We start from the raw sequence: 13,274 nt of genomic DNA on the forward strand, positions 1-13,274 counted from the left end.
GGAGGGTTTAAGTGAATAAAGGTTACAAAGTTGGTTTGTCAATATTATCCCCGTATTACCGGGTTATCGTCATTATTTTAAGAATTCAAACTATTGTCTTGTAGTGGATGAATGCAACCGGTTCATTTGATCTCGCATTTATTTGGTTGCATCACAGCCGCTTCCCGTGACAAAAATCGTTGTCCCACGAATCTCGTATTGTGCATCCACAACGCCGCAAACCATTTCCAGCTGCTGGTACATCGTAAGCCCGTTCAAATCGCCGGTAAAGGCGCATTGTTCCAGAATCGGATTGCCAATCAGGATTTCAACTCCATATGCGTTTTGCATCATCGCCAATACCTTCCGGATCGTGGTTTCTTCGAACTGGAAGTCCGAAACTGTCGGATGCGGCAGTATTACCTCGGGCGCATCGACGATATCCTGCCGGATCGTCTTGCTTTTAGTGTCATACAAAACCTTTTGATTGGGCGTGATGATCACCCCGTTTTTCTTTTTGCCATCACCAGGATCAGGTGCAAACACTGAAACCCGTCCTGATTTTACCGATACTTCGATGGTGGTGCTGCCGGTTTGCGGCTTGATCCGGAAACTCGTGCCGAGTACTTCGGTCACCAGATCGCCGCTATGCACCAGAAACGGCATTCGGGTATTGCGTTTAATGTCAAAAAATGCTTCGCCGGTCAGATAAACTGTCCTGGTTTTCTTTCCGTAATTTTCCTCAGTAACAAGGCTTGCATTCTCGGCCAGTATCACCACGCTGCCATCCGGCAAGGTGACTTTATGCTGCGAATGACCTATATTTTTAGTCTCAATTCCCTTAACTGGCATGCCCGAAGCTTGCTGCGGCACAACTCCTTTATTAATGTAAAAAACCGAGATCAGTAGTGCAAAAGAGGCTGCTACTCCGGCCCAAAGCCATTTATTGAGCAGCCTAACCCGTTTTTTAGGCACGAATGCAGCAGACTCAATTCTGTCCCAAAGCAGTTGCGCTGTCTCTGCGGCCTCCGGCTCGGTTGCAAATGGGCGACTTGTATCACGTTCCGCGTAATGCAGGTCCGACCATTTTTCCAACATAGCGATTTCCTCCGGCGAGCAATTTCCTGCCAGGTACTTCTCCGAAAGGATATCAAATTCATGGTGTGTCATCAAACCGGGAGATTAATTATCTGAGTGAAAGCCCTGCAAATGCTGCCGGAGCATTTTGAGGGACTTGGTAATGTGATACTCGACGGCTTTGTCTGTCAGATCCATTTTGAGAGCGATTTTTTTGACGGGTATCTCGTCGATCTTGCTCATGCGGAATATGGTCGCCGTCTTTTCCGGCATTTTTTTCAGTACTTTTTCTATTGCGTTCGTCAAGTCGTTCGCTTTGAAAATATCTTCCGAATCTTTGAACTCGAAGACCTGGTGTAGCAGCTGATATTCCCGGTACTTCCGCAGGTTAATGTGTGATTTGATTAACTTATTCGTCAGGTTCCGTGCCCCGATAAAAAGGTAAATCCTTAAATGTTGAATTTGAGAATGCTTGCGGTTCTGCCATAAGCTTAACATCAGATCGTGGACCACTTCTTCTGAATCCTCCTTATAACCTAACTGCTGATATACAAAACCGTAAAGCTGCCGCCAATACCTTTGATAAATTATCTTAAAGGCATCCGCGTCATCACTTTTCATTAAATCAACCAACATTTCGTCAGCCAGATCTGTATAGGACATCTGATTCGTCGTTATTCCCTAAGGTTCACCTAAGAGCTGCAATCCCTAATTTTTTTTTAGTTTTTTTTCAAACCTACGATCAGTTAATAAACCGACCAAGTTTCACAGCTGGGGCCACATACACTTTGGTCTCTTTCCGCAATTGATCAAAGACGTTATTAGACAGACAAAGGATGTCGCATTTGATACTTATCTGCTGCCTCAACATGCATATTTAGTGGCTATTTATGGATACATTGAAGTGTAGTATACTGCTGCCCGTAGGCCACTAAATTCATTTTCTGATGATCTGTCAAGAATTTATTCCACAACCACAATTACGGCTCTTCGTGCAGAGCTATCAACTACGGCATTTTACTTTTAGTGACGGCAGTTCCATTCCCTTCAAACCTTACGCTCCACGCCCGGAACAGACGCTGGCATTTTTTCCGCGGGGAAGTGAATCAGAAGAAAATCTGGTTACCAATACGATGATTGAGCGCCCACGCTCAGCCATTATCGGCCAATACTCGCAGCGAACCAACCGTCACCTGAACGGCCCGGAATTCTGTGTGCTGCTGGTCAATTTAAAGCCAGGCGTGCTCTATCGTTTAATAGGGATGCCGTTTACAGAATTAACCAATTCATTTATTGACGCAGAAGATATTTTACCAAAAGAAATAAGGAGGGTTAACGAAAGGCTTAACAGTGCAGAATCTCCACAGGAAATGATTGGCATTATTGAAAAACTGCTATTGAATCTTACCACGAATATTACGAGAGATACCCATGCTATTGATGCCGTTACAAATCTAATGATCCAGCGCCCGGAAGACTCTTCTGTGCTCGCATTGGCCCAGGCCAGCTGTTTCAGTCCACGCCAGTTCGAGCGTTTGTTCAAGCAGCGAATGGGTATCAGTCCCAAGCTATTTACACGTATTGCCAGGATGACGAAAGCTTTCAGTATGAAATATAATCATCCAGGCCTGGATTGGTTTAGCATTGCGCTTTATTGCAAATACCATGATTACCAGCATTTGGCGCGGGACTTCAAAGATTTGGCAGGAGTCAAGCCAACGATTTATATGAGCGAAGAAAACGACGCACCTGAACGCAGTTTTGGTTTACAGGATTCATCATTGACAGCGGAACTTGTCGCGTTTTTACCACCAGCCAAAGTTGTAAATGTTCCACATTTACAAAAAAACTGGAAAGATGAAAACGTTAGTCCCCATACTCCTGGCATTTAGTATTTCACTTTCTGTTGTACAGGCGCAAACCTGCAACACAGGGCGGCTCGATCCCCGCGTAGCGCACGCATTGAAAACGGTTCTGCGCGACTTACCTGGCTCCCCTACTGCTTCCGTGGAGAAAATAAGAGACATACGGATTCCTGTGAGCCCATTTCCACAAGGAGATATGCAAATACTAAAGGTCACCTCTGATAGTATTCCAATTCAGGTTTTTAATCCGTTGCATACAACCGGTTTACCGATTATTATTTACTACCATCCGGGCGGTTTTGTAACCCCTTTGTTGCCGTTTATGCAATACGAGTGCTGGCGCCAAGCGAAAGCTTTCAAGGCTATCGTTGTTGCAGTCGACTACCGGATCGCGCCGGAACACCCCTGCCCTGCTGCGGTCGATGATTCATATAATGCCTTCAAATGGATAAGCGCTTATGGTCAAACGTTTGGAGGCGATACGGCGAAGATTGTTGTCGAAGGATTGAGTGCCGGCGGAAACCTGGCAGCGGTAGTTTGCCAAAAAGCACTGATCGACGGAATATCCGGGCATATAAAATTGCAGGTGCTCAATTGCCCTTCCACTGACAATGCACGGAACAATGCCCGCTACAAATCATTCCAGCAATACGCTTCGGGATATTTCCAGACGAAAGCGTTTAGTGAATATACGATCGAGGCTTACGCACCGAACGAAGATCTCAACAATCCGGAAGTCGGTCCTATTAACCGACAAAATCTGAGCGGTTTACCACCGGCATTAATACTCACGGCAGAGTTTGACCCACTTCGAGATGAAGGCCAAAAATATGCGGAACGGTTGCAGCGGGCCGGAGTTCAGGTATGGAGCCATTGCTTTCCAGGACAGATTCATTGTTTATTAGGATTACCTCCCGGCTCCGCAGAACTAGAATTAGCGGATGAACTGTTGCTGCGCACGATAGGAAGTGTGTTGAACTGATGAGCAAAACCAGCCTGCCAATTTGAATTTGGCAATGATAAGATTTGACTTGCCCCCGCACTATCTCAATACTGCATTCTCTTCATTTCTATTTTTACCTGCGGGAGTCATTGATTCTCCCGCAGCTGCATTTCCATTCCAAGCCGGTCGTTTTGCAGCCAGTACTCGACGATCTTTCCATTTTCAATCCGATAAACCGCGCTTGTAAACTCGATGAGAGGTTTACCGGTTGGTTTGACGCCGTTCATTTCTTCGAGGTGTTTTCCAGTCTGTACCCAGCGTGCGTACACTTTGTTATCTTCTGCCAAAAGCTCTGTGACCTTGAAATCAAATTGTCCGAACATGCGGAGAAAGTCTCGCACGTGCTCAGCGTAATTTTCAGGTGTTCGCTGAATACTTACCGGGTTTTCTGAATTGATCTGATGGGCAATCACCGTGTCGGCCATATATACATGCGCTTTTTCAGGAAAACGCCCCGAACGGACCTCATCAAGAAAAAGGCGTACAACCTCTTTTGGCGAAAGCGGTTCTTCATTTGTACTATTTTGCTCCATCGTTTTATTTCTAATGTTCATATAATTTTAATGCGGACCGGCCCTTTGATATTGTTAACATCGACCGGTATTCCCTTTTGTGTTATTGCTACGCTACCTTTTTTATGTAAATCAATTGCCACCTCCCGTACATCGGTCATATGTTTCCGCCAGTCCTCAGGAAACAGCATGCGTGCAATTTCGGAAGGACAGGTGCTTTTTTCTGCGCCGCGGTGAATGGCAGTGGCTAGGATGGTTGTTGCTATTTTCTCGTAGTGCTGCATGTTTATCTTGTCAACCCTTGTATCCATGCATTGGCAAGTCTGGAATCCGTAAAAAAGTGTTCCCTGTCGCTGCTGTACAATGATTCGTATTTGTCCATTTTTGTGGCATCATGATGGCAATGCGAAGCTGCGATGCATTGGATATTCCTGTTCCTGGTGATGACCATCTTTTCAGCCTCTTCGGGAAACATCGCTACATAGCCGACTTTCCAGCCGTAACGTGCGAGCGTGAGTGGAACAATGTTGCGAAAATATTTGTGCACATCGAGGTCCTTCGCATTAAAACCATGCATATTTACGAAGATCTTGAAAACGCCTGAATCCGCCACCCGATCCAGCGCAGCATTTAATGTTTGCTCCCAATGTAGCACGTCCTGTTTTGTCACGTCGCCACTGATTTGTGTGATAATGAGTTGTTGATCGGCGTACCAGTCGCTGCTTATGATTGTCTTACCCGGCATGTTATCTTGTGATTAATGAACCATTCGATATGATAATCCAGGCAGTGGTCTTTTTGTTCTGACCGTCGACGGAAAGCCATGAATGGTCGACGAAATAAACAAAAAAAGGACTGTCGCCAACAGTCCCCAAATCTCTAAGCCTTTGCGCCCATTTGTTCGAGCCCTTCCCAAAGCACTTTCAGGTCAAAGAGAGCTGACTTTTCTTTCTGATCAAACGGGATATCCGAGTGATAAAGCGCCAGATCGTGGATCATTTTGAGCGAATGCGCCAGCTCCCTGCAGCCCTGACATTCGATTAGATACCAAAACTCGGCTTGTGACTCTGTCAGCGGATCGCCAACATTTGATGCGTGACGTGCATCGGCCGCGGGGTTAGCTGAATGTACATTTGAGCTAACACCTGGTCCATCCAAAGTTTGCATAAAAAATGGGTAAGTGTGATTAGATAAGGAGAGGTCACCGCAAACTTTGTCAAAGAGCCAACTTTGATAGGTTTCGGGACTTTCACCCGTATGCCTCTCCAAGGCCATTTTTTCCCATGTTTTAACATTGGCTCTATATTTAAATTTCAAAGTTTGCGTGGCAAATATAGAAGAAAATTTGAATGGGTGGTGAGGGAATGAACTAACGGTAAGACTTTATGAAAATAAGATTGATGAAGAGAAAGTTGCTTCGATGTTGGAGATTTAGTAGCATTAAAGAGAAAATAATAGGAAGGTTTTTTCCATAGCTTTGCGCTCTAGACACACTATGCATGAACCTTCCGAGTTACGATACCGTCGCCTATGCCGAAAACGCCTTTCAGTTTTATAGTAAAGGAAATCACAATATGTTGATCGCTATTGTCAAACTCCCTGAGAGAGTTAATGAATACAATCTTGGCTTTGGAGTTTGGGATCGTGAGACCAACAAGATCGACGACAAAATCTCGGTCAATAACGGTGACCGGGACCTGATCCTGGCGACAGTCGCTAAAAAGGCACTCGAATACATTGATAACCACCCTGAAATAAAGCTCTTAGCCACTGGTTCGGTCAGGAAGAAGGAAGGTTCCAATGAGTTCGAAATGCGTTTACGAACGCGCTTATATCAAATGGGCATTAACCAGTACTACGAATATCTGGCACAGCGGTATCACATTGAAGGCTTTAAAGCTGTCAAAAACACGGAGGGTGAAATTGAGGGAAATTGGCCTGATTGGAAGGGCGAATGGGTTCCGTTCACAAAAAGCACCAATTATGACGCATTTTCGTTAAATTTGAAAAGATGATTACATTGATAATCAACAAAGAGGGCAACATGGCGACTCAAACGACAAAAAAACAAGGAGTAGAAAAAAAGGTGGTATTTGCCTCTGGGTACACACATGCCAAGCCAGCGCATCAAGTATCTTACACCAAGCCTTTTGTGATGCCGGATTTATTTTTGGAGCAGGCAGAAGATATGGGCCATTTTCTCGATAAAAATCCACTTCCGCTAAAAGACTAGGCAGATCGCCGAATTCTGCTTGCAGCCGCGTATATCAATTTCACGGGCTACACTCTTTTTCAGCAATCTAGTCGATCCAAAACTTTCGCGAGTGGTGAGAGAATTACATCCCATGTCAGGCTATGTGATTTCAGCTATGTTAGAAAAAAATCTTCTGACTCATTCTGTTCCGAATGCCATCGGTCCCATTGCTCCTTCTCTTGTTCAAACCTTTGAGCATTAACATGTCTTGGAACAAATGAAGGAACCTCATCATCTGCATTTTTTCCAAACACATATCTATGGGCATGCTCAGCAATCATGCGACGTAAAAGTTTGGTTTGTTCAACAGAAAATCTAGTGCCGCGTTGCGGCGGTTTGTTGCCGACACACGCGTAAAGCATATGTTCTGGACTAAGCGGCATTAGTATTTTGGAACCATTGTTACCCCAGCCGCCCTTAAAATTATATTTTCCTCGCTCGTGGAGATTTAAGCGAATGACAGGCTTGTCTGAGGTTATCCAACTCATACCTTTTGCGGGATGCATGATAGTCCATGTATGCTGATGCAGGATTTGGGCAGTATCATCCAATTGATGTTCCATTAAGGACAACCAAGATTGTCGCCCAGGTGTTGTCTCAACTTTTAAGATCCCAAATTCTTCTCCATCTTTTATTTCGGTAGTTATTTTTAATGGAAGAGTTGCCTTTAATTTATTGCTAGAAGTATCGCTCACATTTTGATTCTGATTTTCCAATAGCCTAGGAATTTGAGCTAGAACTCCTTCAATTATTGCTGGCACAGTTTCCGGAAATGTTTTCAAGTGTTCAATAAGTCGCGACGGTGTTCGGAGATCATGTAACGCCAAGAATCGAACCAATTTGTGCCAATCATCAGGAGTAAGCCGATCTTCATTCACTACATTTTGAATGCAGGATTCTGCCGGGAATTCAAATTCATTTGCAAAGCGACGCTCAATTTCGTCACTTTCAATACCATTTGACTTTCGAGTGTAGAGATGTTCCTGATAAGCGAATTTTTTGATGCTTTCCTCTTTCCAAACGGGTATATTTTCACGTGAGACCAATCTACGATAAACAAAAACCTTATTAGGAGAAGATTCCCAGCGTTTGAGATAGCCTTGTGATAGATAGTGATTGTTCTTGCGGAATTCTGCTGCTGACATATGTCTTAATACTTTTGAAGTACAGCATCAATATACTATATAACAACGATTTTGCCTTATCAAGACATTTGGCAGTTTCCTTTGACTTTTTGGATAACATTCGTATTTTTCATCATTCCCAGTGAACGGAAATGCTCATGAACCGGTCAGCCAAATATAAAAGCATTCAGGAATTGAAGTCTTCTTCACGGCTCGCTGATCCATCTTCAACAAAGTCGATGAATCTTCATGATAGTTTTGAGCGCTCTTTGAAAGCTTTGAGACAGGAATATATCAACCAAAAGAAACAGGTAAATGAATCCTGAAAGATTTAATACCGTAAGCATCTTACACTCCCATTCAATTCACTCAACACCAACCTTTGCTCAGTGTTTCAATGATAAAGAATTCAATCTGAGAATTAATTTTTCACAATGTTGATCAACATTAAATTTTCTCCTCAAAGCAAAACTGCCACAGCTTGTAGCAGTTTTATAATGTTTTTATAAACAGGCACTTACACGAATATCAGCTTTTCCTTAACAGCATTTTATACTCCATATAGAAGTCTAGATTAATTGCTAGATGGCTCTATAAACCACATCAATGTGAAACAATTTCCAAGTCATTATTTTCCAAATCAACCAGAAGTACACACGTTCTATACACGAGCAAGTTTCAGTTATTCGAAATTTTCGAGTAACTGAAACCGATGGAAAAACCTTCACTCCCAAACAATCACCCTAATAATCAACGACGCCACCGTAATAATCACAATCCCCGCGACATCAAGCAGCAACCCGGCGTTGCGCATGTCAGCCGCGCGGATGCGGCCGCTTCCGAAGACGATGGTGTTGGGCGGCGTGGCTACGGGGAGCATGAAACCGAGTGAGGCGGCCATTGTGGCGGGAACCATGAGCATTAATGGTGGGAGGCCGGTTACTTTTTGAATGGCTATTAATATCGGTAACACCAATTGTATGCAGGCAACATTGGAAGCGAGTTCGCTGATGACACAAATGAGAACGCACATGCCGGCGATGATAAAAACCGGCGACGCATCCTTTAAAAATAGCAGTTCCTGTGCCAGCCAGGTGCTTAGCCCCGACTGATCGCAGCCTTTGGCCAAAGCAAAACCGCTGCCCAGCAAGAGGATGATGCCAATCGGAAGTTTCTTGGCTTCTTCCCAGCTCATCAGCATTTTTCCTTTTTCATTTTTCGAGGGGATCAGAAATAGTAAAACGGCCATGACAATGGCCACCGTGCTGTCCGTAATAAACGATGCCTGTGTTCCCAAAAGTCGGCCCCAGCCTTTTAAATGAAAAGATCCGAAATCAATGTCTTTACGGCCAAACCACAAGTATGCGGTAATTACAAAAACTGCAAATACGACCTTTTCTTCAAAAGCCATTTTGCCTAATTGTCGTAGAGAGGCAACGAAGTAACTGCGGTCGAAAACAACATTTTTTGCCTGACGGAGAAATGTGAATTTAAGAATGAAAAACGCTGCGGCCAACAGCATTACTGCAACGGGAAATGCCAGGACAAACCAGCTGACAAAGTTCATATCACCGGCATCTTTGTAAGCATCCAAATATATTTTGTAGAATGCAAGATTAGTTGCCGTTCCCACCAATGTGGACATGCCGCCGATGGAAGCCGCATATGCAAGCCCCAACAGCATTGCCTTGGCGATCGCATTTTTTTGCGCAGCAGAAATGTTATGTTTTTCCACCTGAACAATAATGCCCAGCACCGCAGAGAGCATCATCATGACGGTGGCCGTGTTGGACACCCACATGGAAATGAAAAAAGTAGCGACCATCACGCCGCCAAGCATAGTGGCTGGATTCGCCCCAAGTTTTGACAAAATGGACAATGCAATCCGCTGGTGCAGGTTCCAGCGTTCGATAGCGAATGCCAGCAGCACGCCTCCGATGAATAAAAAGATAGTCTGATCCATGTATTGCGCCGCAACCGTTTGCGAATCGGCTATGCCCAGTATCGGCATCAGTATGAAAGGCAGTAAGGCCGTTACGGCGAGGTCAGTTGCTTCGGTGAGCCACCAAATGGCCACCCATACGGTTACCGCGGCCATTCTGGTCACTTCGGGATGCCCGGGATTTAAGTCAGCGAAAAACAGGACAAGAAAAAACGCAGCCGGTCCGGCAAGCAGCGCAGCAAATTGGGCAGGTTTCAAGGAGGTTCAGTTAAGAGTATAAAGGAGGTCAGTAATGTTGTTGCGATGCATTAAGGCTTTTGATAAAAATCAGCTTTTTCAGGTGCGAGTGGCTGCTTGCCTAAAATGATATCGGCTGCCTTTTCGGCAATCATCATAATGGGTGCATACAGGTTACCGTTGGTTATATACGGCATCACACTGCCATCCACGACGCGCAAACCTTCAAGCCCATGCACCCGCAGCGTGAGCGGATCCACCACAGACATGCTATCCGTGCCCATGCGACAAGTGCAGGATGGATGCAGCGCAGTTTCAGCATCACGTCTGACCCAATCGAGAATCTCCTGATCGGTCTCCACGCCAGGCCCGGGAGAGAGCTCGCCGCCGTTGAATTCACCCAATGCTGACTGGTTCAGGATATTCCGGGCACAGCGGATCGCCTCCACCCACTCCTTCCGATCTTTATCCGTCGACAAATAATTAAATCGAATGGCTGGTTTTTCCTTTGGATCGGAAGATTTAATCAGGACAGATCCGCGGGCATCCGAATTCATCGGTCCAACGTGCACCTGATAGCCGTGACCGCCTGATGGAGAACTGCCATCGTAACGGATCGCCACAGGCAGAAAATGAAATTGAAGGTTCGGGTAAGCAACGGTTTCATTGCTTCTGATAAATCCGCCTCCCTCAAAATGGTTGGTCGACGCCGGTCCTTTGCGAAAAAGCATCCATTGCAGACCTACGCGCGGCTTGTTATACCATTTCAGCGCCGGATATACGCTAACCGGCTTTTTGCAGGCATATTGAATATATACTTCAAGATGATCCTGTAAATTCTGGCCCACACCCGGCAGGTCGTGCAGCGGATTTATTCCCGCCGCCTTCAATGTTTCAGGGTTTCCTATTCCTGATAATTGAAGCACCTGGGGAGAATTAATGGCGCCTCCGCAGCAGATAATTTCCGCTGCATTAGCCTTGTGCAAAGTATTTCCTTTCAAAAACTCCACGCCCACAGCCCGCTTTCCCGAAAACAGAATTCTGGTTGTAAGTGCGTCACAGATCACTTCCAGGTTTTTGCGTTTTCCCAAAACCGGATGCAAATATGCATCGGTAGCCGACCAGCGCTTTCCGTTTTTGATATTGCGGTCGAACTTCCCAAAACCTTCCTGCTGGAATCCATTCACATCATCAGTTAGCGGATAACCTGCTTGTTTGGCTGAATTGAAAAATGCCTGAAACAACGGGTTCGTAGCGGGCCCGGTCTCCAAATGCAGGGGTCCGCCGCCACCACGCCAGGCATTGACTCCGGCAGTTCTGTTTTCGGACTTTTTGAAATAAGGCAAACAATGGGCATAATCCCAGGATTCCATTCCAGGGTCCTTTGCCCATTTTTCGTAGTCCATTGGATTACCGCGGATGAAAATCATTCCGTTAATGGAGCTGGAACCGCCAAGCACTTTCCCACGTGCATGATACACCTGCCGATTATTCAAAAACGGCTCGGGTTCGGATTGGTATTGCCAGTCGTAAAATCTGCTGCCGATCGGATAAGTCAGCGCTGCCGGCATATGGATGAATATATCCCACCAGGAATCCGTTCTCCCCGCCTCAATGACCAGCACTTTATGGTTGGGATCTTCACTTAGCCTATTCGCCAGTACACAACCTGCCGACCCACCACCAATGATGATCGTGTCAAAATTTTTATCCATTGTCCTTTAATGACTTATAATAATAAATGCAAATTCCGATCACGATTAAACCAGCCGTGTACATCCATGCGGAATACTGGTGATACCATTCTAAACCATACGTTTCGGGCCGCGGCCAGGAGACATTGACCACCATAAATGTGCTCCAAACGAGCGCAAGAATGTTAATCGGTAAGCCCCATTTGCCCAAGTCAAATCTGGCGTTCGTATCGCTATCGCCGCGAGCTGACATTAACCTGTTTTTGAGTTGAAGTGCCACCACGATCCAGTAAGCCAGATTGGCCCAGAGTATGGCAATTGAAGTTACTAAGGCAAAAACATTGGGAAATTGAATGTTAACTGCCAAAACGATGATCGCTCCCAAACCACAAATGAGCGTTGCTAAAACGGGCGTTTGGGTTTTTAAGGAAACTGCTGATAAAGATTTGCTGAAAGGCAAATAACCGTCGCGCCCCATCGCATACATTAACCGGACTGCCCCGGAATGAACTGCCAAAGTGCACACCGTAATGGCGAAAATAACGCAGCAAAGAAACAGACTTCCCGTAGTTTCCCCCAGGACTGATTTGACCAAACCGGGTAACCCGCCGCGAATATTTCCCAGATCCGGCATATTGAAGTCCGGCACTGCCATGAGCGCGAAAAGCAATACGAGTAATCCCGCAGTGCCGGCTGCTAACAATGCCTGCAAAATGGCGCGGGGTGCTTTTGTACGCGGGTTATGGGTTTCTTCGGCCAATGTTCCTGCCGTATCAAAACCGTACAAAACATAAGAGGCTGTCAATGCGGTGGCTGCCAGAAAAATCTTCAAATCAGGAAAAGAGCTGCCCACAGATTTGATTTGTTCAATGTCAACAACCGCCTCGACGGGAGATCTTACCCGGTTTAGAAAAAGCAGAATAATTAAAAGCACAATCCCAATCAGTTCTGCAATCGCACCAATGTTATTAATCAGCACCATCAGCTTAATGCCTTTGGCATTGACCAGCGTACTGATAGCAATCAGAATCGATCCGAGTAAAATGCCGTTGATAGCAACCGATTCTGCATCATCTGACGTTCCTATCACCTGAAAAGCACTTGAAATCTGCGGCAAGCTGACTTGTAATGCCATCGCCACGGCAGCAAGGGTGACAATGAGACAAGCCAGGTAAATCCAGCCAGTCATCCATCCCAGGAATGGGTTACCTGTGAATTTCGCCCATTGATAAACGCCGCCAGACAATGGAAAGCGGGAAGCCAGTTCAGCAAAGCAAAGCGCCACCAGCAATTGACCAGCCAGTACAAACGGCCATGTCCAGAAAAATCCGGGACCGGCAACGCCGTAACCCATATGGAACATCTGGAAAAGCCCCGTAAGAATAGAAATGTAGGAGAAACCGGCAGCAAAACTGGAAAAGCTGCCCATCGAGCGTTTTAATTCCTGCCGATAACCAAAACTGGCCAGGTCGGACTTATCGTCTGCTCGGAAATCCTTCATATTAGTTTTATAGGGTTTACTTCACTATTACTACATAAAATGGAGAGCGACCAATATATACTTAACAGTCAGCCCGATTTGTAAAC

The 13,274-nt window shown here is 45.5% G+C and carries 14 protein-coding genes; 4 read left to right on the forward strand and 10 right to left on the reverse strand.

Translation table 11 applies throughout. The annotated features are described in order from the left end of the window. Positions 1-138 precede the first annotated feature (138 nt). Both KOD92_RS03500 and KOD92_RS03505 read right to left on the reverse strand, forming a co-directional pair. Positions 139-1,149, reverse strand: a complete 1,011-nt coding sequence (locus tag KOD92_RS03500) for a FecR family protein (protein WP_215232119.1) — start codon at positions 1,147-1,149, stop codon at positions 139-141. Positions 1,150-1,161: 12 nt separating this feature from the next. Then, the gene (locus KOD92_RS03505; RefSeq protein ID WP_215232120.1) at positions 1,162-1,719 is read right to left on the reverse strand and encodes an RNA polymerase sigma factor; all 558 of its coding nucleotides are present in this window, start codon (positions 1,717-1,719) and stop codon (positions 1,162-1,164) included. Between the two features lie 284 nt (positions 1,720-2,003). Here KOD92_RS03505 and KOD92_RS03510 point away from each other — a divergent pair, with 284 nt between their 5' ends. Continuing rightward, positions 2,004-2,948: a helix-turn-helix domain-containing protein gene (locus tag KOD92_RS03510; protein ID WP_215232121.1), complete on the forward strand. Its 945-nt coding sequence runs from the start codon at positions 2,004-2,006 to the stop codon at positions 2,946-2,948. Further along, a complete protein-coding gene (locus KOD92_RS03515; protein ID WP_215232122.1) occupies positions 2,914-3,903 on the forward strand; it encodes an alpha/beta hydrolase in 990 nt (329 codons plus the stop codon). The genes KOD92_RS03510 and KOD92_RS03515 overlap by 35 nt, the downstream gene beginning before the upstream one ends. Positions 3,904-4,010: 107 nt before the next feature. Here the strand turns inward: KOD92_RS03515 and KOD92_RS03520 are convergent, their stop codons facing one another. The 4 genes from KOD92_RS03520 to KOD92_RS03535 form a co-directional block, all read right to left on the reverse strand. Beyond that, positions 4,011-4,478, reverse strand: a complete 468-nt coding sequence (locus KOD92_RS03520) for an ester cyclase (protein WP_215232123.1) — start codon at positions 4,476-4,478, stop codon at positions 4,011-4,013. Further along, entirely contained in the window at positions 4,475-4,747 is a 273-nt protein-coding gene (locus tag KOD92_RS03525; protein ID WP_229254500.1) for a DUF3253 domain-containing protein, read from the reverse strand. Before KOD92_RS03525 ends, KOD92_RS03520 begins: the two co-directional genes overlap by 4 nt. After that, positions 4,723-5,181: a hypothetical protein gene (locus KOD92_RS03530; protein ID WP_215232124.1), complete on the reverse strand. Its 459-nt coding sequence runs from the start codon at positions 5,179-5,181 to the stop codon at positions 4,723-4,725. Before KOD92_RS03530 ends, KOD92_RS03525 begins: the two co-directional genes overlap by 25 nt. Before the next feature lie 134 nt (positions 5,182-5,315). Beyond that, entirely contained in the window at positions 5,316-5,603 is a 288-nt protein-coding gene (locus KOD92_RS03535) for a hypothetical protein (protein ID WP_215232125.1), read from the reverse strand. Positions 5,604-5,935: 332 nt separating this feature from the next. Between KOD92_RS03535 and KOD92_RS03540 the strand changes: the two genes are divergently transcribed. Both KOD92_RS03540 and KOD92_RS03545 read left to right on the forward strand, forming a co-directional pair. Further along, positions 5,936-6,451: a DUF6934 family protein gene (locus KOD92_RS03540; RefSeq protein WP_215232126.1), complete on the forward strand. Its 516-nt coding sequence runs from the start codon at positions 5,936-5,938 to the stop codon at positions 6,449-6,451. Next, the gene (locus KOD92_RS03545; protein ID WP_215232127.1) at positions 6,448-6,669 is read left to right on the forward strand and encodes a hypothetical protein; all 222 of its coding nucleotides are present in this window, start codon (positions 6,448-6,450) and stop codon (positions 6,667-6,669) included. Before KOD92_RS03540 ends, KOD92_RS03545 begins: the two co-directional genes overlap by 4 nt. A gap of 134 nt (positions 6,670-6,803) precedes the next feature. On the opposite strand, the gene KOD92_RS03550 is transcribed toward KOD92_RS03545, so the two are convergent. The 4 genes from KOD92_RS03550 to KOD92_RS03565 form a co-directional block, all read right to left on the reverse strand. Next, positions 6,804-7,835: a DUF4238 domain-containing protein gene (locus tag KOD92_RS03550; RefSeq protein WP_215232128.1), complete on the reverse strand. Its 1,032-nt coding sequence runs from the start codon at positions 7,833-7,835 to the stop codon at positions 6,804-6,806. 703 nt (positions 7,836-8,538) lie between these two features. Next, positions 8,539-10,014 (reverse strand): SLC13 family permease, encoded by a 1,476-nt coding sequence (locus tag KOD92_RS03555; RefSeq protein WP_215232129.1) that lies wholly within the window; start codon positions 10,012-10,014, stop codon positions 8,539-8,541. A 50-nt stretch (positions 10,015-10,064) separates the two neighbouring features. After that, complete coding sequence (gene betA, locus KOD92_RS03560) at positions 10,065-11,708, reverse strand: choline dehydrogenase (RefSeq protein WP_215232130.1); 1,644 nt, start codon at positions 11,706-11,708, stop codon at positions 10,065-10,067. Further along, positions 11,701-13,188, reverse strand: coding sequence for an amino acid permease (locus KOD92_RS03565; RefSeq protein WP_215232131.1), 1,488 nt, complete (start codon positions 13,186-13,188; stop codon positions 11,701-11,703). Before KOD92_RS03565 ends, betA begins: the two co-directional genes overlap by 8 nt. Positions 13,189-13,274: the final 86 nt, after the last annotated feature.

This window comes from Dyadobacter linearis (assembly GCF_907165045.1).
Lineage (GTDB): Bacteria > Bacteroidota > Bacteroidia > Cytophagales > Spirosomataceae > Dyadobacter > Dyadobacter linearis.